Source organism: Acidovorax sp. JG5 (assembly GCF_017939685.1).
Lineage (GTDB): Bacteria > Pseudomonadota > Gammaproteobacteria > Burkholderiales > Burkholderiaceae_C > Acidovorax.
On record NZ_JAGKSE010000007.1, the window covers coordinates 1 to 18,296 of the forward strand.

18 protein-coding genes are annotated in these 18,296 nt (G+C 61.1%); 12 read left to right on the forward strand and 6 right to left on the reverse strand.

What is annotated here, in order from left to right:
* Positions 1-43 precede the first annotated feature (43 nt).
* Both J8G26_RS09655 and J8G26_RS09660 read left to right on the forward strand, forming a co-directional pair.
* On the forward strand, positions 44-1,057 hold the full coding sequence (locus tag J8G26_RS09655) for a tripartite tricarboxylate transporter substrate binding protein (protein ID WP_210568785.1): 1,014 nt from the start codon (positions 44-46) through the stop codon (positions 1,055-1,057).
* Positions 1,058-1,273: 216 nt separating this feature from the next.
* A complete protein-coding gene (locus tag J8G26_RS09660; protein ID WP_210568786.1) occupies positions 1,274-2,278 on the forward strand; it encodes a tripartite tricarboxylate transporter substrate binding protein in 1,005 nt (334 codons plus the stop codon).
* Between the two features lie 277 nt (positions 2,279-2,555).
* Here the strand turns inward: J8G26_RS09660 and nadC are convergent, their stop codons facing one another.
* Genes nadC through J8G26_RS09680 form a run of 4 tightly spaced genes read right to left on the reverse strand, consistent with a single transcriptional unit; the run spans position 2,556 to position 4,972 of the window.
* Complete coding sequence (gene nadC / locus J8G26_RS09665) at positions 2,556-3,413, reverse strand: carboxylating nicotinate-nucleotide diphosphorylase (RefSeq protein ID WP_086911736.1); 858 nt, start codon at positions 3,411-3,413, stop codon at positions 2,556-2,558.
* Between the two features lie 20 nt (positions 3,414-3,433).
* Entirely contained in the window at positions 3,434-3,922 is a 489-nt protein-coding gene (locus tag J8G26_RS09670) for a hemerythrin domain-containing protein (protein ID WP_086911737.1), read from the reverse strand.
* 19 nt (positions 3,923-3,941) lie between these two features.
* Complete coding sequence (locus J8G26_RS09675) at positions 3,942-4,595, reverse strand: tripartite tricarboxylate transporter substrate-binding protein (protein ID WP_157896435.1); 654 nt, start codon at positions 4,593-4,595, stop codon at positions 3,942-3,944.
* A 41-nt stretch (positions 4,596-4,636) separates the two neighbouring features.
* Positions 4,637-4,972: a tripartite tricarboxylate transporter substrate-binding protein gene (locus J8G26_RS09680; RefSeq protein ID WP_157896436.1), complete on the reverse strand. Its 336-nt coding sequence runs from the start codon at positions 4,970-4,972 to the stop codon at positions 4,637-4,639.
* Between the two features lie 233 nt (positions 4,973-5,205).
* Here J8G26_RS09680 and J8G26_RS09685 point away from each other — a divergent pair, with 233 nt between their 5' ends.
* The 3 genes from J8G26_RS09685 to J8G26_RS09695 are packed head-to-tail and all read left to right on the forward strand — an operon-like array spanning position 5,206 to position 7,962.
* On the forward strand, positions 5,206-6,174 hold the full coding sequence (locus J8G26_RS09685; protein ID WP_086911739.1) for a PDR/VanB family oxidoreductase: 969 nt from the start codon (positions 5,206-5,208) through the stop codon (positions 6,172-6,174).
* Positions 6,171-7,370: a Gfo/Idh/MocA family oxidoreductase gene (locus J8G26_RS09690; RefSeq protein WP_210568787.1), complete on the forward strand. Its 1,200-nt coding sequence runs from the start codon at positions 6,171-6,173 to the stop codon at positions 7,368-7,370. Before J8G26_RS09685 ends, J8G26_RS09690 begins: the two co-directional genes overlap by 4 nt.
* Positions 7,371-7,383: 13 nt before the next feature.
* Positions 7,384-7,962, forward strand: a complete 579-nt coding sequence (locus J8G26_RS09695) for a MarR family transcriptional regulator (RefSeq protein ID WP_086911741.1) — start codon at positions 7,384-7,386, stop codon at positions 7,960-7,962.
* A gap of 59 nt (positions 7,963-8,021) precedes the next feature.
* Here the strand turns inward: J8G26_RS09695 and J8G26_RS09700 are convergent, their stop codons facing one another.
* Positions 8,022-9,011, reverse strand: coding sequence for a PhnD/SsuA/transferrin family substrate-binding protein (locus tag J8G26_RS09700; protein WP_210568788.1), 990 nt, complete (start codon positions 9,009-9,011; stop codon positions 8,022-8,024).
* Positions 9,012-9,026: 15 nt separating this feature from the next.
* On the reverse strand, positions 9,027-10,346 hold the full coding sequence (locus J8G26_RS09705; RefSeq protein WP_210568857.1) for a Rieske 2Fe-2S domain-containing protein: 1,320 nt from the start codon (positions 10,344-10,346) through the stop codon (positions 9,027-9,029).
* A 606-nt stretch (positions 10,347-10,952) separates the two neighbouring features.
* On the opposite strand from J8G26_RS09705, the gene J8G26_RS09710 reads away from it, so the two are divergent.
* The 7 genes from J8G26_RS09710 (at position 10,953) to trbJ (ending at position 18,287) form a co-directional block, all read left to right on the forward strand.
* Positions 10,953-12,974 (forward strand): conjugal transfer protein TraG, encoded by a 2,022-nt coding sequence (locus J8G26_RS09710; protein ID WP_086928645.1) that lies wholly within the window; start codon positions 10,953-10,955, stop codon positions 12,972-12,974.
* The gene (locus J8G26_RS09715) at positions 12,971-13,447 is read left to right on the forward strand and encodes a ribbon-helix-helix protein, CopG family (protein ID WP_086911745.1); all 477 of its coding nucleotides are present in this window, start codon (positions 12,971-12,973) and stop codon (positions 13,445-13,447) included. The genes J8G26_RS09710 and J8G26_RS09715 overlap by 4 nt, the downstream gene beginning before the upstream one ends.
* A gap of 72 nt (positions 13,448-13,519) precedes the next feature.
* Positions 13,520-14,485, forward strand: coding sequence for a P-type conjugative transfer ATPase TrbB (trbB, locus tag J8G26_RS09720; protein WP_210568858.1), 966 nt, complete (start codon positions 13,520-13,522; stop codon positions 14,483-14,485).
* Positions 14,482-14,814 carry a TrbC/VirB2 family protein gene (locus J8G26_RS09725; protein ID WP_086911746.1) on the forward strand — a complete coding sequence of 111 codons (333 nt, stop codon included), beginning with the start codon at positions 14,482-14,484 and terminating at the stop codon, positions 14,812-14,814. The genes trbB and J8G26_RS09725 overlap by 4 nt, the downstream gene beginning before the upstream one ends.
* Entirely contained in the window at positions 14,811-15,083 is a 273-nt protein-coding gene (locus tag J8G26_RS09730; RefSeq protein ID WP_086911747.1) for a VirB3 family type IV secretion system protein, read from the forward strand. The genes J8G26_RS09725 and J8G26_RS09730 overlap by 4 nt, the downstream gene beginning before the upstream one ends.
* A 10-nt stretch (positions 15,084-15,093) precedes the next feature.
* On the forward strand, positions 15,094-17,562 hold the full coding sequence (gene trbE / locus J8G26_RS09735; RefSeq protein WP_086911748.1) for a conjugal transfer protein TrbE: 2,469 nt from the start codon (positions 15,094-15,096) through the stop codon (positions 17,560-17,562).
* Complete coding sequence (trbJ, locus tag J8G26_RS09740) at positions 17,559-18,287, forward strand: P-type conjugative transfer protein TrbJ (protein ID WP_086911749.1); 729 nt, start codon at positions 17,559-17,561, stop codon at positions 18,285-18,287. The genes trbE and trbJ overlap by 4 nt, the downstream gene beginning before the upstream one ends.
* Positions 18,288-18,296: the final 9 nt, after the last annotated feature.

An 18,296-nucleotide genomic window follows, 5' to 3' on the forward strand; every position in this document is an offset into this window, starting at 1 on the left:
ATTGGAGTTGGCTCAAAATGTTCTGCTGCCCAGACTCCTAGCAATGAAATTATCTCCCACTTTCAAGATCGCCCGCATGCGCCTGGCCATCGCTGCGGCCCTCGGCACCCTGCTGGTGGCACCTACCGCCTGGGCCCAGGCGAACGGCTACCCCAACAAGCCCGTCAAGCTGATCGTGCCGTTTCCGCCCGGTGGCTTTGCCGACCTGGTGGGCCGTTCACTGGCACAGGCACTCAACCAGGCCTGGGGCCAACCAGTGATCATCGACAACCGACCCGGTGGCGCCGGCATCCTGGCCAGCGAACTGGCAGCCAAGGCCGTGCCCGACGGCTACACGCTGTACCTGGCCACTGACGGCCCGTTCGTCATTAACCCCTACCTCTACAAGACCCTGCCCTACCACCCCATCAACGACTTCATGAACGCCGCGCTGGTGGCCTACACGCCGCTGGCCCTGGTGGTCAACCCGCAGAAGGCCGACGTCAAGACCGTGGGCGAGTTCGTGGCACTGGCCAAGACACGCGAGATGGAAAAGCGGCCGATGGAGTACGCCTCGGGCGGTTCTGGCGGCCCGCATCACCTGTCGATGGAAGCGCTGCGCATGCTGGCCGGAGTGGACCTCACACACATCCCTTACAAGGGCGGCTCACCAGCGTTGGTTGATGTGGTGGGCGGCCAGGTGACGACCATGTTCTCGGCGATCTCGACGGCTGTGCCGTTCGCCAAGGCGGGCAAAATACGCATCCTGGCCACGGGTGGCGCCAGGCGCTCGCCGATGGCGCCTGAGGTGCCGACTTTCGCCGAAGCCGGCTTCCCCGGCTTCGAGGTCGGCGCCTGGGCCGGCGTGGTCACCCCCAAGGGCACGCCGCAGGCCATCGTTGACAAGATCGAGGCTGACGTGCTGAAGATCGTGCGCGACCCGCAGTTCCAGCAGAAGTTGCCGGGCGTCGGTGCCGAGCCCTACCCTGGCACAGCAGCCGAGTTCCGCAAACTCATCGTCAAGGATCAGGCACGCTACAGCAAGCTCATCCGCGACCTCAACATCAAGGGCGACTGAGAGCCGCCGCCGAAAGAGGCAGGACCTGTGACTAAGACACAGAACCAGCCCACCTTGCCGTCGCTGATGTGGATGAACGCCGGAATCGAGCCAGGTCCAGCAGCGTATGCGGCTTGATGGCCGGCCTGCGAACGGCCGCCGCACTGGCCTCGGGAAGCGCATTCTTGTTAACCTGATACCTCGCTTTCACTAACCTACAACAATCGGAGACAAGCCATGAAGACATCCCTCAATTTCAAAGCCGCGCGCACGCGCCTGGCCATTGCTGCCGCCATCGGCGGCATGCTGCTCGCGCCTACCGCCTGGGCCCAGGCGAACGGCTACCCCAACAAGCCCGTCAAGCTGATCGTGCCGTTTTCGGCCGGTGGTTCTGTGGATGCGGCGGCCCGAATTGTTGGTCAGGGCCTGGCTCAGCAACTCGGTCAGCCAGTCATCATCGACAACAAGCCTGGAGCTGATGGCGCAATCGCGACGAACGAGGTGATCAAGTCGCGACCCGACGGGCACACGCTGCTATTTGCGACAAACACCGCCATTCTTGCGGTACCCACTTTGCGGCTCAAGCCCCCTTATGACCCGCTGTCAGCGCTAACACCGGTAGGCTTTTGGAGTCGTCAATCAGCGTTCTTTCTTTTCATGCACCCCAGCGTACCAGCGAATAATCTCAAAGAATTAATTGGTTTTGCGAAGGCCAACCCAGGCAAGCTGAATTACGCCACTGGCAACTTAACTGGGGAGTTAGCATTTGTACAAATGAGGCGCCTTGCTGCTATGCAGGTGACCAAGATCCCGTACAAAGGGGAAGCGCCTGCAGTGCCGGATCTGCTTTCTGGTCGCGTCCAGATCATGCTGGCCTCGACCATCAGCCTCCTGACCATGGCGAAGGAAGGCAAATTAAAGGTGCTGGCGGTCATAGGCGACAAGCGCAACGCATTGGCTCCTGAGGTGCCTACGTTTGCCGAGGCTGGCTTTAGCGGGATCACGGTAATTCCGTGGGGCGGAGTCTTTGCACCGACGGGAACTCCGCGCGACGTAATAGACCGCCTTTCAAGAGAGATGAGTGTGATCCTGCGACGTCCAGAGGTTGTTAAGCAACTGGAACAACAGGGAGTGTCTGTGCAAGATTCGTATCCTGACCCTGACGAAATGAAAAGTTTCGTGAGCTCGCAACTTGATATCTGGAGGCGCCTGGTGGCTGACGAAGGTATCGAACGCGAGTAACTCATCCCGAGTAAGAACTCAATCCTAAATCCGTGACCGCCAAACCAAGCACCGAATATTCATTGAATATCTCCTAGCGCAAAGCCGCCAAGGTACTTGCGAGCTTGCAGCACGTACACGATGGCCTCGAAGACCATGGGTGGGGGGCTTGGCCGGTCGTGACCCGCTTCCAAAATTCATCCTTCACCGCCCACGAGTCCCCGTGCCTGTTGGACATCCATCGCTTCTACCGCATCGATCTGACAGAGTCCACGCAATTTCAACGAGTTGCTGGAACTCACCGCTCGACAGGTTTATCCATGAAACGCATCGAAAAATCAACCGCAGTGATGTCTTTAATCAACGCACCAACAGATATGCGATCAACCCCTGTCTCCGCATAAGTTCTGAGATTTTCAAAGGTCACTCCGCCTGAAATCTCCAGACTACAAAGCCCTCGCGCAAGGTCAACCGCTCTTCGGATTTGATCCAGCGGCATATTGTCCAGTAACACCATGGCGACACCAGCTTCAAGAGCTTCCTCCAATTGGCTGAGCGTTTCGACTTCGACCTGTATGAATTTCGACTGAGCCGACATCCGTTGTGCGGCCTTGAAAGCAGCCGTCAAGCCACCGGCGGCAGCAATGTGGTTTTCCTTGATCAGGATGGCGTCGTAGAGGCCCATGCGGTGGTTCTTGCCGCCACCGCAACGCACTGCGTACTTTTCGGCCACCCGCAGTCCGGGAATGGTCTTACGCGTGTCCAGGATGGCGGCTTGCGTGCCTTCCACTGCCTTAACGTACTTAGCCGTCTTCGTGGCCACCGCGCTGAGGGTCTGCATGAAGTTCAGACAGGTGCGCTCGGCGGTCAACAAATCACGTGCGGGGCCGACGATTTCCACAACTTTTTGATTCGACCCACACCACTGACGGTCCTCGATCATCCACGTGGCAAGCGATGTGGGTGCGACTTGCTTGAGCACCTCCGTCACCCAAGGCTGACCACAGATGACCGCAGACTCACGGCACAAAATGGTCGCCTGCGCCATCTGCTCCGGCGGCACCAGCGCAGCGGTGAGGTCTCCGCTGCCTACGTCTTCTTGCAGCGCGCGGCGAACGTCTTCTTCAACTTGAACGTGAAATTTCTCTGAGTTCATTTTCGATTCGACTTCAGAAGTTATTCCGTTTTCAGATGAGATGCAGTCATGAGGCCCAAGTCGCGACGCAACACCACCGGTTTGCCACCCAGGCGCTGCTTGCAAATCCAGTGCGCCAGCGCCGAATCGAGGTAATCGGCGTGGCCGGGGAACCAGCGCGCCAACTCGTCGGCCAAGCGCCGGCATTCGGCAATGTTGCCCTGGGCCAGCAGTTGCCGCACCTGCTCCACAGAGGCCATCACGGCGGCGTGCTCTTCGATGTGGCATGCGCGCGCCGGGAAGTCGGTCTCGACCATCCAGAGGTCCTCGGTCTCGAAGTGCGAACGGGCGTGCGCGACGAGCGCCTCTAGGCAGCGTGGTAGATCCGCGTCCTGCGCGGTCTGCAACGCCTGCACGGTGTCGACGAATTCGCGGTGCACCGCGTCCATTGGGCCATAGCCGAGCAGCAGGGCATCGCTCCACTGCAGCGGTGCGACCGTTGAAGAATCCAAGTAAGTTTTCGTTTCCATATGCCTATTTCTTTTCTATTTACACACCAAGAGCAGTGCCAGCAACGTCAGAAAGGCCCGTAACAGAGGGCCAAGCGTGAGCAACCAATCGATTTTCAGATCGGCGGCCTTGCCGGCCTTGGACATCAGCGCGCGCGCGATCACCTTGCCGTATTCGGCCGGGGCCCGCGCCCACCGGATCGATCACGGTAGTGTGGAATGTCTTGATGACTTCGGGCATCTTGACCACTTCGGCGATGGCCGGAATGTCGGGCGCCTGGGTGAAGCGGGTGGGTGCGTTGCTGACCAGCACCTTGAACTGACCGCTCTTCACGAAACCTGAAATGGATGGCAGCGCCGCGACCGAGAACTCGACCTGACCACCCACCAACGCGGGGGTGGACTGACCGGAACTGCGGAAAGGCATGTGGCGCACATCCAGGCTCAACGCCGACTTCAAGGCTGCCATGGTTAGGTGGTGGGTGCTGCCAATGCCCGACGAGCCGTAAGTGAACTCACCCGGTTTCTTCTTGAGAAGCGACACGAACGCCTGCAGGGTGTTCACGCCGGTCTTGGGGTGGACCACGATGAAGCGCTGCGCGCGCGCGATCAGCGACACGGGGAGGATGTCTTTGCTCGATCGGTAGTTGGCGCTCGCTTTGAAATAACTTGAGCAATTCAGAGAAAATTTCACAGCGAAATACCTTTGTAAATTGAACAAATTATTTGTTATTGTTAACAATCCTTTGACGGCCTTGTTGATCTGCGGTGTGTGGACAGCATGGAGCCGTCCGAGACGATGAATGCATGCCCATCGGATGGATTGCTCTTCAGCAGTGCCTGGCAGGCAACCACGCCGTTGCCACCGGACTTGTTGTTCACTACCGCGGCCTGTCCCCGCCGATCCGTCAGGCATTGTGCCACCACGGGGGCCACCGTATCGGGAAGGTCGCCAACAGCGTAGGGCGCGATGAACTTGACAGCCTTTTTGGGGTAGGCGCCCTGGGCCATTGCAGCCAAAGGCGCCAATCCGATTACGAGGGCCATGGCGGCTAGGGTTCTGCGTTGCATGTATTGTCTCCATTCACAAAGGATCGAACCCGGTCGGTCGAGGAAAAGCCCATGGTGCGGGTTGCCCGCCACATGCTACAGAAAGCACGGACTGCGACTTACTGCACAACATGATGACTTGATTTTTTCTTAGCCATCTAAGATAATAATTGTCTCAGACCGCTTAATGCTTGTCAAGGTTGAAAACTCTTGGCCCTGATAATTACTTTTCACATCCACCTGGAGACATCCCCATGTCCACCGATACCGCCATGCTGCGCTTGCAGGTCGTCCGTGCTGAACCCGCCGCGCGCGGCATTCAGTTGTTCGAGTTTCGTCACCCAGCCGGCGAGAAACTGCCGGCCTTCACTGCGGGCGCCCACATCAAGCTCAGGACCCCCAGCGGCGCCACTCGCCAGTATTCCCTGAGCAACGACCCGGCCGAGCGCGACCGCTACGTGATTGCGGTCAAGCGCGAGGGCAACGGCCGTGGCGGCTCGCTGAGCCTGGTCGAGGGCGTGAAGGCGGGCGCAACACTGGAAGTGGGCGCGCCCGAGAACCTGTTCGAGCTCGACACCAAGGCCAGCAGCTTCGTGCTGATTGCGGGTGGTATCGGCATCACGCCCATGATAGCCATGGCGCGTTCGCTCCTGACCGAGGGCACACGCCGCTTCAAACTCTATTACCTGACCCGTGATGCCGAAGGCACGGCCTTCCTGGACGAACTGCGCGCTCCCGAATTTGCGTCGCACGTGGTGCTACACCATGACCAAGGTGACCCGGCGCGTGGCTTTGATCTGTGGCCTGTCCTCGAAAAACCCGGCAGCGCCACCGGCCAGCATGTTTACTGCTGCGGCCCCAAACCGCTGATGGATGCAGTGCGCGACATGACCGGCCACTGGCCCAGCAGCGCTGTTCACTTCGAGAGCTTCGGCGGCGACACCGCGCCCCACGCCGACGACCAGCCGTTTGATGTGCGCCTGGCGCACAGCGGCCTGACCCTCACCGTGCCGGTCGGCAAGTCCATTCTTGATATCGTGCGGGAACACGGCGTGAACGTTCCCAGCTCGTGCGAGAGCGGTACCTGCGGTTCGTGCAAGACACGCTTGATCGAGGGAGAGGCCGATCACCGCGACCTGGTGCTTCTGGATGAGGAAAAGACGGACCACATCATGGTCTGTGTCTCGCGCGCCAAGTCGTCCTGTCTGGTGCTCGATCTATGAGCCCCAGCGCCAATCCCGTTCGCCTGGGCGTGCTGGGCCTGGGCCGCGCCTTCACGCTGATGCTGCCCACATTCATGGCCGATTCGCGCGTAAAATTGGTGGCCGCATTCGATCCACGCCCGGACGCGCGCACCGCATTCGCGCAAACTTTTGGCGGGCGAGTCCACGAATCGGCCGAAGCCGTGTGCGCCGACCCCGATGTGGAGTGGGTTTATGTGGCCACGCCGCACCAGATGCATGCCGAGCAGGTGCAACTGGCTGCACGACACGGCAAACACGTTCTGGTGGAAAAACCCATGGCATTGAGCTTGGCCGACTGCGCCAAAATGATCGATGTCTGCGAAGTCGCCGGTACGCAACTGATCGTGGGTCACAGCCACAGCTTCAATGCACCCGTGCTGCTGGCGCGCCAGCTGATAGACAGCGGCGCGTTCGGCCGGGTCTGCATGGTGCACGCCATGCAATACACTGACTTCCTCTACCGCCCGCGCCGACCTGAGGAGTTGGATACTGCGCAAGGGGGCGGCGTGGTCTTCAGCCAGGCCGCGCACCAAGTGGACATCGTGCGCCTGCTGGCCGGCGGCGAGGTGTCCAGCGTGCGCGCACTCACCGGTCGCTGGGACCCGACCCGGCCCACCGAGGGCGCCTACAGCGCGCTGCTCACGTTTGCCAACGGCGCATTCGCCAGCGCCACCTACAACGGCTACGGCTTCTACGACACCGACCTATTGATGGACGGTGTGGGCGAAATGGGTCGACCCAAGAGCCGCGACGCACACTACCAGACGCGCGTACGCATGAAGACTGTGACCGATGAGGCCCAGGAGGCCGCTGCCAAGACCGAACGCAACTTCGGCGGCAGCCTGTTCACGCTCGCTGCAACCGAAGCGCCCGATGCCTGTCAGCATTTCGGCCCGGTGCTGGTGAGCTGCGAGCACGGCGACCTGCGTTTGACGCCGCGTGGCGTGCAGGTGTTCGATGAAAACGGTTCGCGCTTTGTGCCTGCCGTGGTGCCTGCCGTGCCACGCGCCGAGGTGATCGACGAGTTGTGGACGGTGGCGCGTGAAAGCCGTGTGCCGCTGCATGGCGGGCGCTGGTCGCAAGCGACAGTGGAGGTGTGCCTAGCCTTGCTTGAGTCGCAACGTGCGGGGCAGGATATCATGCTCAAGCACCAAGTGGCACTGCCCCGCCACTGAGCGCCAGGCCCCGATGTCACCTACCGAAAAAACCTACCACTACCTGCTGCGCCATTGGCGTGAAGCCGTCCCGGACGATCGTCTCGCCCACCTCATTCGCGATGTGGCGCGCGCACAGATGCGCGCCCTGCAACTGCGACTGGGCGCACACGGGGTGTCATTCGGTCACTGGACCTTTTTGCGCATCCTGTGGATCAAGGACGGGCTAACCCAGCGCGAACTCAGCGAACTGGCCGGCGTGATGGAGCCCACCACCTTCAGCGCCATGAAGACGATGGAAAAAATGGGATTCATTGAACGTCGGCAGTTGCCCGGCAACCGCAAGAACATGCACGTATTCCTCACGCCCTCGGGCCGCGCACTTGAGGGCGTGCTGGTACCTCTGGCCGAAGAGGTCAACCACATCAGTGTGAGCGGTCTCCACGAGAAAACCGTCGCCACGGTACGCAAGTGCTTGCTGACCATGATAGAGAACCTGGCGGCCGATGAGACGGTCGCAGCTGAGCCAGCGGTTGCTTCAGAGGGTGCGATAGGCCGCAGTATTGACGAGGTAAGAAGCCCGCCTGCTCGAACTGACAGTCCAAGCCAGTGACCCGAAGAATGCAGGCGCTGCCACCTTGCAGGAGGTGGCAGCGTGAAACATGAACTCAGTCAGATCGCGTAAGTTTCGTACGTCGCCGGATGGAATATCTCGTCGACTGACAACCGGCGCGATGACAAGCCCTGTGCATGGTGATGATGCAAGAAAGCCTCCAGCGTGGCGCGGTTTTTTTCGACACCGTAAGACCAGTAATCATGGCCCATGGTCTCTCGCGCAGCTTTCAGTTGCTCTTCCACAAACGGCAGCGTGACTTTGGTGGCCGAGGTATCAGACAAGGCTTCGAGCGCAGCCGCCTTGGACTGGCTGAAGGCCTTGAACACCGCGCCCGGCAACCAGGGGTGCCGTTCTGCCAGCGTTTTGCGCACCCCCAGCACGTGCATGATGGGAAACACGCTGGTGCGGCGGTAGTAGTCCTTGGCCACCGCGGTCGGGTCGTCGAACAGCCACCCCACATTCGGGTTGGTCAGCACGTGGGTGCTGGGCGGGCGGGGCGCCATGAAGCCGTCGATATCGCCCCGGTCGAGCAAATCGGAAATAGTCACCCCCTCGGGTGCGCTTTCCAGCTTCACGTCCGGGGGCAACTGCAGCGCAATCTTCTCGGGGCGACCTGGTGTCTCGATGCCGCCGCGCACCCAGGTCACGTCCTCCGGCGCCACGCCATAGTCGTCCTGCAGGATGGCGCGAGCCCACACGTTGGCACTCAACTGGTACTCGGGCAGGCCGATGCGCTTGCCCTTGAGGTCTTCCGGCTTCTTGATGCGGTCTTTGCGCACGTAGATGGACGTGTGGCGAAATGCACGCGACAGGAATACCGGAACAGCCACGTAGGGGCAATCGCCCTTGGCGGTCTTAACGGCATAGCTCGAAAACGACAGTTCACTGATGTCGAAATCTTGGCTACGCATCGCCCGGAAAAACATTTCCTCCGGGTTGAGGGTCATGTAGACCGGATCGACACCGTCAATCAATACGCGCCCGTCTAGCAGTGCACGAGTACGGTCGTAGTCGCCCATGGCGACGGAGAGTTGGAGCTTGGACATGCGTTTCCTGATGCCTCAGGCTTTGACGTTGTAGGAAGATTCGAACTCGCTGCGATCCATGCCATCTGCCCACACATAGGTGGTTTCGTATTCGCGCCAATCGGTGGTCTTTGGTACCACGCCCTGGAACGAACAGACGTTCTTCGGAATCGCCTGATCTCCGGTGCCGATGGCCGACTTGCCTGCCTGGAAATCGCGCACGGCTTCCACCATCTGCTTGCGGAACTCGACAACAGCCATGTCGCTGGCGCCGAGTCGGTCTTTGGTGCGGTCGGCAATCGGGCCCATGGTCAGCCACATCGCCACATCCTGGTTTGGAAATCCGGTGATCCCTGTGAAATTGCCAGCCTTCATGGCCTGACGGTTTTGCCAAAAGTTGTTTTCTTCGTTTCGCAGAGGGCGGTAGTGCTCGTCCAGATCGACTCCCATGGTCTGATGGAGAAATTTGCGCCAGGTTTCAGTCTCGGGTGTCTGCGATGGGTGGCCCCAGCCGATGAAATAAAACGCCGTGTTGGTGTCATCCATGGGGACGTTCACATTGGCAACGTTGTAAAGATTGTTGGGTGGAATCAACACCGTGTAGGGTGCGACAAACACCGTGGATCGGATGTAATCGTGTGTTGCTGCATTGTTGATAGGGCGGCGAATCGCCGCATATCGAAAGCCGTAGCCATCGCGCTGCACTTGCATACGCGGTGCCTTGTCGGTCGATGGACGCAGCCAGATTTGTCCGGTGGCCTCGGCACCGCTGACACGGGCAGGCACCATATCCGACGAGTGCAGGCTAGAGCTATGGGCCGAGTCGATGGCACCTTCCAGAATTTGTGCATAGTTGCAGGGCAGGTGCACCTTGGCGATGGACACGCGGGTGTTTGCGGTGGGGGCCCAAGGCGGCGGCACAAACTCTGGCACCGCATCAGCCGGGCCAAACCAGGCCCACACAAAACCGCCCCATTCCTTCACCGGGTAGGCCTTGTGCTTGACCTTCTCGGCAAAGCCACTGGCTGCTGGCTCGGACACCATCTCCAGCACATTGCCGGCAACGTCCATCTTCCAGCCGTGATACAGGCAGCGCAGGCCACCTTCTTCGTTACGGCCGTAAACCAGTGAAGGGCCGCGGTGCGGGCATTTCTCGTCAAGTACGCCTACACGGCCTTCCGTGTCGCGGAACACGACCAGCTCTTCACCGAGCACGCGCGCCTTCACCGGAGTTCCATCGGCCTCAGCGACTTCCTCGATCAGGCACACGGGCGTCCAATGACGTCGCATCAACTGCCCCATGGGGGCATTGCCGACGACTCGGCACAACAGATTGTTCTCTTCACTCGTCATCATAAAAGCACTCCTCAGAAATGGATGTAAAAAAATCAATTATTATTAGATACCTAAGCAATTTATATAAGGGGTAACCCTAATGATGGAAGATGAATCCGTGCCGATGCCGGATTCTTAGAGCCACCCATGTCTTTGATCTTTCGCCGCCTTGAGTGTCTGCGTCAATGGCGAATTGACCGTTCAGCATTGCATTTACCAACTTTTTGGTGACCACTTAATCTCCTGGTAGACAGGTTGCTGGCTATGGCCATTCGGAGATTTGGCCTGGTCACTTGGAGATCGGCACCCGATCAATTTTGGCTGTGCTGCAAAGCAAGCGGACATCGATTTCTGAGACGAGTCGAGGTTTCATGCAGATACGGTGCAAGGCAAGACTTGGGGTGTAAAAGGCAAGGCACGCGCGATTGCGCGCTCTGGTCAATGCCAGTCAATATTGGAGGGTGTCTGCGGTCAAAGCCAACGGCGTCGTTGGATTCTCGTCGATGAACTGCGCTGCGCTACCCCCGCATGGGTGTGCGGCGCGGCTCTCTGAAGCCAGACTCACGTAGACGCTGTCGCTGTCGCTGTGGCATGCGCGGACGTGGAATCAACGTACAAATGGAAAGCATGCCTACAGGGATCAGGTTCGGACAGATTGCGGTAGTGCTCGGTGTCACGCTCGGCGGCATCTGGACAGCTACGCAATGGACGGCGGCGGCGCTGGGTTATCCGGCCCGGCTTGGGCTGCCCTGGGTCGACCTGTTCAGCGTCCGGATCTATCACCCGTGGCGGCTGTTCGAGTGGTGGTACTTCTTCGACGCCTATGCACCTGACGTTTTCCTGCGCGGTGGCATCATCGCGGCATCCAGCGGACTGCTCGCAACCGGTGCCGCCATCGCGATGGCCGTCTGGCGATCACGTCTAGCAAAGCGCGTCACAACCTATGGCTCAGCACGGTGGGCCGAGCCTGAAGATGTTCGGGCGGCGGGCCTGACCCAACCGGCGGGCGTGTTCCTTGGGAGGCTGCGGACCAAGGAAGGTGACTACCTTCGCCACGAGGGTCCCGAGCATGTGATGGCCTTCGCACCGACCCGTTCTGGCAAGGGTGTCGGCTTGGTGGTGCCGACGCTGCTTTCGTGGCCCGGCTCGGCCGTGATCCACGACATCAAGGGCGAGAACTGGACTTTGACGGCAGGCTGGCGATCACGTTTCTCGCACTGCCTGCTGTTCAATCCCACAGATGCACGCTCAGCGGCCTACAACCCGCTGCTCGAAGTACGTCGCGGCATGCACGAGGTGCGTGATGTGCAGAACATCGCCGACATCCTGGTCGATCCCGAAGGCGCGCTTGAGAGGCGCAACCACTGGGAGAAGACTTCGCATGCATTGCTGGTCGGTGCGATCCTGCACGTGCTCTACGCCAGTGACGATAAAACCTTGCGTGGCGTCGCCAACTTTCTGTCCGATCCAGCCCACCCGTTCGAGATCACGCTGCATCGGATGATGACGACGCGGCACCTGGGCGCCGTCACCCATCCGGTGGTCGCTTCGGCCGCCCGCGAAGTGCTCAACAAGAGCGATAACGAGCGCTCCGGCGTTCTCTCCACCGCGATGAGTTTCCTCGGCCTCTATCGAGATCCCACGGTGGCCGAAGTCACCTCGCGCTGCGACTGGCGCATCGCGGACCTGATCTCTGCGAAACACCCGGTATCGCTGTACCTGGTCGTGCCGCCGTCGGACATCAGTCGCACCAAGCCGCTGATCCGGCTGATCCTGAACCAGATCGGTCGACGGCTGACTGAATCACTGGACGGCAGCGACGGCATTGCCAGGAAACACAAGCTGCTCTTGATGCTTGATGAGTTCCCGGCGCTGGGTCGCCTGGACTTTTTCGAGTCAGCGCTGGCCTTCATGGCGGGTTACGGCTTGCGTGCCTTCCTGATCGCGCAGTCCCTGAACCAGATCGACAAGGCCTATGGCCAGAACCATTCGATCCTCGACAACTGCCACGTGCGCATTGCGTTCGCGACCAATGACGAACGCACGGCCAAGCGGATCTCTGAAGCCCTGGGCACTGCCACCGAACTGCGGGCGCAGCGCAACTACGCAGGCCACCGGCTGGCCCCGTGGCTCGGGCACCTGATGGTGTCGCGCCAGGAAACCGCACGTCCCTTGCTCACGCCCGGCGAAGTGATGCAGTTGCCGCCTGATGAAGAAGTCGTGATGATCTCCGGCCATCCACCGATCAAAGCCGCAAAGCTGCGCTACTACCAGGACCGGAACTTTATGCTGCGGATGCTGGCGCCGCCGGTGCTGGCACTGGAGGGCTATGCGGACAAACCCACTGCACGAATGGACGACTGGAGTGAACTGGCGATCCCTGCCATGTCTCAGGCCTTGACTGCAAACCAGTCAGGCGGCTTTGCCGACGAAGGCGGTCACCAGCTCAAGCCTGAATTGGACGTTGCGTTTGATGCCCAGCCCTTGATGGACATCGACGACCTGCTGGTGCTCGATGACGAGGACGACTTGCCGCCGCAACCGCACAGCCTGAAGCGGGATAGGCGGGACATTGGGGATACAGACCCAAGAATGCAGCGCAATGCGCGGCTCGCAGCATTGGATCCGGATGACGGGATTGCGCTATGACTCGGACCCGTCTCAATATCTTCATTGAGCCCGATCACGCGAAGCGGCTGGACCAGCTCGCCGCGCACAAGGGCGTGTCCAAGTCGGCGGTGATTGCCGCTGCTTTGGCTTCGTTCCTTTCACCCGATGCGGCCGACCAGCGCGAGGCGGCCATGGGCAAACGGCTGGACCGCCTCTCGCGCCAGTTCGACCGGCTGGAGCGTGACCAAGGCATTCTGATCGAAACGGTGGCGCTTTACATCCGCTACTTCCTCATGGTCTCGGTGCCTGTACCCGAAGGCCAGCAGGATGCGGCCCGTGCGCAGGGCCGCGCCCGTTATGGCCAGTTCATCGAACAGCTCGCCCGTCATATCCAGCGCGGACGCAGCTTGGTCCGGGAAGTCCACGAAGAAGTTGCCCAGGATGACCTGACTTCGCAGGCGACCACACCAGAACAAAAGGAAGGGGAGACATCCAATGAGCCACAAGCCTGACAAAGATATGGGGGCGGCGTGGACCGCGTGGACGGTGGCAGCGCCGCCGTCTCATTGGAGCGCCGCATACGGATGCTGCGCACCGCAATGGGGCCGGAGATTGCAGCGGCACTGGAAGACCCGGAAGTCGTGGAAGTTCTGCTGAACCCGGACGGCTCGCTGTGGCTGGACCGGCTGGGCTCAGGTCGTGCCCCGACTGGAACGACGCTGCCGCCAGCCGTGGCCGAGCGGATCATCCGCCTGGTGGCAGCGCACGTGCGGGCCGAGGTGAATGCCGGGGCGCCCATTCTGTCGGCTGAATTGCCCGAGACCGGGGAGCGCTTCCTGGGGGTTCTGCCCCCAGTGGTACGCGCGCCCTCGTTTGCGATCCGCAAGCGGGCGTTGCGCATCATGACGCTGAACCATTACGTGGTCGACGGCATCCTGACCGAGGCCCAGGCCGGATTTCTCCGTGCTGCCGTGCGTGAGCGGCTCAACATTGTTGTATGTGGCGGCACCAGTACCGGTAAGACCACGCTGGCCAACGCGCTGCTGGACGAGATTGCCGATACTGGCGATCGGGTCATGATTCTCGAAGACACGGTGGAACTGCAATGCCGCTCCGACGACCATGTCTGCATGCGCACTGAACCGGGTGTCAGCACCATGGCCGACCTCGTGCGCGCCACATTGCGATTGCGGCCTGATCGGGTGGTGGTTGGCGAAGTACGCGGGGGAGAGGCGCTGGACCTGATCAAGATATGGGGTACCGGGCATCCGGGCGGCATTGCCACCGTGCACGCCGGTTCAGCCCATGGTGCCTTGGTCCGGCTGGAGCAACTGATCCAGGAGGTCTCCGTCACCGTTCCCCGCGCGCTGATTGCCGAGGCGGTCAATGTCATTGTCTTCATCGCCGGTCGCGGACGTCATCGGCGCGTGCAGGAGATTGCGCGGGTCGTCGGCTTTGACAGCCATGGCTACCAGCTCAGCGCCGATCTGATGCCTTCGTTCCCTTCCATCCCATCGCCCCACTTACCCACCACCGGAGAATCGTCATGACGACTTCACGTATTTCCGTAAAGCCAGTCCTCCAGGCTGCTGCCATCACGGCGCTGCTGCTGGCTATCGCCATGCCCGCCCATGCCGCCGGCTCGAACATGCCGTGGGAGGCACCGCTACAGTCCATCCTCGAATCGGTTCAGGGACCGGTGGCCCGCATTGTGGCGGTGATCATCATCATTACCACCGGTCTGACGCTGGCGTTTGGCGATAGCAGCGGCGGATTTCGGAAGCTGGTGCAGATCGTGTTCGGGCTGTCGATTGCGTTTGCCGCGTCGTCATTCTTCCTGACTTTCTTCAGCTTCTCGGGTGGAGCGGTGCTGACATGAGTGCCATCACGGCCAACACCCCGGGCTTTGAGGTGCCGCTGCACCGGTCGCTGACCGAGCCGATCCTGCTGGGTGGTGCGCCACGCACCGTGGCGATTGCCAACGGTACGTTGGCTGCTGCGGTGGGACTGGGCTTGCAGCTCTGGCTGCCAGGTATCGCGCTGTGGGTCATTGGCCACTCACTGGCGGTCTGGGGCGCACGCCTGGATCCCCAATTCATGCAGGTCTTTGCACGGCACATCAAGCACCGCGTGCTGCTGGACGCATGAGGTCACGACCATGATGCACCTCGCCGAATACCGCAAGCGCCCGGCCTTGCTGGCCGACTGGCTGCCCTGGGCCGGGCTGGTCGCACCGGGTGTCGTGCTGAACAAGGATGGCTCGTTCCAGCGCACGGCGCGTTTCCGGGGGCCGGACCTGGACAGCGCGACGCAGGGCGAGCTGGTCGCGACCTCTGCGCGGCTGAACAATGCGCTTCGCCGCTTGGGGTCGGGCTGGGCCTTGTTCGTGGAGGCCGAGCGACGCGAAGCGGCGGACTATCCCGAATCTTCTTTCCCGGAGCCGCTGTCCTGGTTGATCGATGAAGAGCGCCGGGCGGCTTTCGAGGAGGCTGACAGCCACTTCGAGAGCGCTTACCACCTGACGCTGCTGTATCTGCCACCTGAGGAGTCTCAGGCGCGTGCCGCCAAACTGCTGTACGAGAACACCAAGGCCGAGGGCGTGGACTGGCCGAATTGGAGAGGGCGCCTGGAAGGCTTTGTGTCGGAAACGGAACGCTTCTTTGGTTTGCTCGAAGGGGTGATGCCCGAGGTTGCCTGGCTGGACGACAGCCAGACCTTGACCTATCTGCATGGCTGTGTGTCCACGCGCCGGCATCCGGTGGCCGTGCCCGAGGTGCCGATGCACCTGGACGCGCTATTGGCCGATGAGCCGTTGACGGGCGGGCTTGCGCCCATGCTTGGGAATCAGCACCTGCGTGTGCTGTCGGTGCGCGGCTTTCCGACCTCGACCTGGCCGGGTTTACTGGATGACCTGAACCGTCTGGGTTTTGCCTACCGCTGGAGCACGCGTTTCCTGTGCCTGGACAAGGCAGAAGCCGAGAAAGAACTGACGCGCTTGCGCCGCCAGTGGTTTGCCAAGCGCAAGAACATCGTCGCGCTGCTGCGCGAGACCATCTTCCAGCAGGAAAGCCCGCTGGTCGATTCCGATGCGTCGAACAAGGCGACGGATGCTGATGCGGCGCTACAGGAGCTGGGCAGCGACCAGGTTTCTTTTGGGTATGTCACGGCGACGGTCACGGTGATGGATGCGGATGCCACGGCTGCTGACGAGAAGTTGCGCGCCGTGGAGCGAACCATTCAGGGCCGGGGTTTTGTGACGATCCCGGAAACCCTCAATGCGGTCGATGCCTGGCTGTCTTCGATTCCGGGGCACGCCTACGCCAATGTGCGTCAGCCCATTGTCTCGACCCTGAACCTGGCCCACATGATGCCGGTGTCGGCAGTCTGGGCCGGGCAGGAGCGCAATGCGCATCTGGATGGACCGCCACTGATCGTGACGCGCACCGATGGCGCGACGCCGTTCCGGCTGGTCACGCACATCGGCGACGTGGGCAATACGCTGGTAGTTGGCCCCATCGGCATGGGCAAGTCGGTGCTGTTAGCCACGTTAGCCATGCAGTTCCGTCGTTATGCCGGTTCACGCATTCTGGCCTTCGACATGGGGCGCTCCATTCGCGCCACCATCCTCGGGCTGGGTGGGGAGCATTACGACCTCGGCAATGATGGAGGGGCAGGCGCTGCCATCGCTTTTCAGCCTCTGGCGCATATTGACCAGGACGGCTATCGTGCCTGGGCGGCGGAGTGGATAGCCGGGCGTTTGATTCACGAAGGCGTCCCGGTCAGCCCATCCGAGAAGGACGCGGTGTGGTCGGCTTTGAACAGTTTGGCCAGTGCGCCGGTCAATCAGCGCACCATGACGGGCCTGTCGGTTCTGCTGCAATCCAACGCCTTGCGCCAGGCCCTACAGCCCTATGTGCTGGGCGGCGCGCACGGCAAACTACTCGATGCGGATTCAGACCGGCTTGGCACCGCTGACGTGCAGGGTTTCGAGATGGAAGAGCTGATGCACAGCAAGGCAGCGATGCTGGCCGTGCTGGGTTATTTGTTCGCGCGCTTCGAGGAACGCTTTGATGGGGCTCCGACGCTGTTGATCCTGGACGAAGCCTGGCTGTTCCTGGACGACCCGGTGTTTGCATCGCGCATCCGCCAGTGGCTCAAGACCTTGCGCAAGAAGAATGTGTCGGTGATCTTTGCGACGCAGTCGCTGGCGGACATCAAGGATTCGGCCATCGCCCCGGCCATCATCGAGAGCTGTGCGAGTCGCATTTTTCTGCCAAATCCGCAGGCCACCGAACCGCAGATTCGCGTCATCTACGAAGGTTTTGGACTCAACAGCCGACAGATCGACATCGTCGCGCAGGCGCAGCCCAAACGGGACTACTACTACCAGTCTCGGCTGGGCAACCGGGTCTTTGATTTGGGACTCGGGCCGGTGGCGCTGGCGTTTGCTGGTGCAGCCAAGCCCGAGGACCAGCGCGCCATGGATGCGGTGTCGGCATCCGCTCCGCCTGCGGACTTCGCAAGTGAATGGTTGCGTCATCGGGGTCTGGACTGGGCGGCAGACCTGATTCCGTCGTTTCCTCCGTTTTCGCCCTCACCGTCAATCCCTCAGGAGAAATCACCATGAAGAAGACTTTGCTGGCGGTTGCTACGGCGTTGCTTGTGACCGCCATGCCTGCTGCTCAGGCGCAGTGGGTGGTGTTCGATCCGTCCAACTATTCCCAGAACATCCTGACCGCCGCGCGCACGCTGGAGCAGATCAACAACCAGATCCGGCAGTTGCAGAACGAGGCGCAGATGCTGATGAACCAGACCAAGAACCTGACGGGTCTGAATTTCAGCGCACTGGCCGAGTTGCGGTCTGCGCTGTCCGCGACGAACCAGTTGATCCAGCAGGCGCAGGGGATGGCTTTCAATGTGTCGCAGATGGACGGGGAGTTTTCACGGCTTTATCCGAATGCGTATTCCGCATCTACCTCAGGCGGTCAGATGGCGCTGGATGCACGGCAGCGCTGGCGCAACTCGCTGGAGGCGCTGCGGACTGCGACGCAGGTGCAGTCGCAGGCGGTGCAGAACTTCAGGTCCGACGAGCAGACGCTGACGGACTTGGTGAATCGCAGCCAGTCGGCTGTCGGTGCGCTGCAGGCCACGCAAGCAACCAACCAGCTGTTGGCCTTGCAAGCCCGCCAGGCGATTCAGGCGCAGCAGTTGCAAATCACGCAGGACCGGGCGACCGCCCTGGAGCAGGCGCGGCAGGTGGCGGTGCAGGAGCGGGCGCGCGAGGTACGTCGGCGGTTTCAGGGTGAAGGTACGCCTTACACCCCGTACACGGTCAACTTTTACAGCAACTGAGGGGATCAC

Excerpts from the sequence above, each read along its gene's own strand:
- J8G26_RS09655 (WP_210568785.1), top strand. The coding sequence starts at position 44 with ATGAAATTATCTCCCACTTTCAAGATCGCCCGCATGCGCCTGGCCATC.
- J8G26_RS09660 (WP_210568786.1), top strand. The coding sequence starts at position 1,274 with ATGAAGACATCCCTCAATTTCAAAGCCGCGCGCACGCGCCTGGCCATT.
- nadC (WP_086911736.1), bottom strand. The coding sequence starts at position 3,413 with ATGAACTCAGAGAAATTTCACGTTCAAGTTGAAGAAGACGTTCGCCGC.
- J8G26_RS09670 (WP_086911737.1), bottom strand. The coding sequence starts at position 3,922 with ATGGAAACGAAAACTTACTTGGATTCTTCAACGGTCGCACCGCTGCAG.
- J8G26_RS09680 (WP_157896436.1), bottom strand. The coding sequence starts at position 4,972 with ATGCAACGCAGAACCCTAGCCGCCATGGCCCTCGTAATCGGATTGGCG.
- J8G26_RS09685 (WP_086911739.1), top strand. The coding sequence starts at position 5,206 with ATGTCCACCGATACCGCCATGCTGCGCTTGCAGGTCGTCCGTGCTGAA.
- J8G26_RS09690 (WP_210568787.1), top strand. The coding sequence starts at position 6,171 with ATGAGCCCCAGCGCCAATCCCGTTCGCCTGGGCGTGCTGGGCCTGGGC.
- J8G26_RS09695 (WP_086911741.1), top strand. The coding sequence starts at position 7,384 with ATGTCACCTACCGAAAAAACCTACCACTACCTGCTGCGCCATTGGCGT.
- J8G26_RS09700 (WP_210568788.1), bottom strand. The coding sequence starts at position 9,011 with ATGTCCAAGCTCCAACTCTCCGTCGCCATGGGCGACTACGACCGTACT.
- J8G26_RS09705 (WP_210568857.1), bottom strand. The coding sequence starts at position 10,346 with ATGATGACGAGTGAAGAGAACAATCTGTTGTGCCGAGTCGTCGGCAAT.
- J8G26_RS09710 (WP_086928645.1), top strand. The coding sequence starts at position 10,953 with ATGCCTACAGGGATCAGGTTCGGACAGATTGCGGTAGTGCTCGGTGTC.
- J8G26_RS09715 (WP_086911745.1), top strand. The coding sequence starts at position 12,971 with ATGACTCGGACCCGTCTCAATATCTTCATTGAGCCCGATCACGCGAAG.
- trbB (WP_210568858.1), top strand. The coding sequence starts at position 13,520 with ATGCTGCGCACCGCAATGGGGCCGGAGATTGCAGCGGCACTGGAAGAC.
- J8G26_RS09725 (WP_086911746.1), top strand. The coding sequence starts at position 14,482 with ATGACGACTTCACGTATTTCCGTAAAGCCAGTCCTCCAGGCTGCTGCC.
- J8G26_RS09730 (WP_086911747.1), top strand. The coding sequence starts at position 14,811 with ATGAGTGCCATCACGGCCAACACCCCGGGCTTTGAGGTGCCGCTGCAC.
- trbE (WP_086911748.1), top strand. The coding sequence starts at position 15,094 with ATGATGCACCTCGCCGAATACCGCAAGCGCCCGGCCTTGCTGGCCGAC.
- trbJ (WP_086911749.1), top strand. The coding sequence starts at position 17,559 with ATGAAGAAGACTTTGCTGGCGGTTGCTACGGCGTTGCTTGTGACCGCC.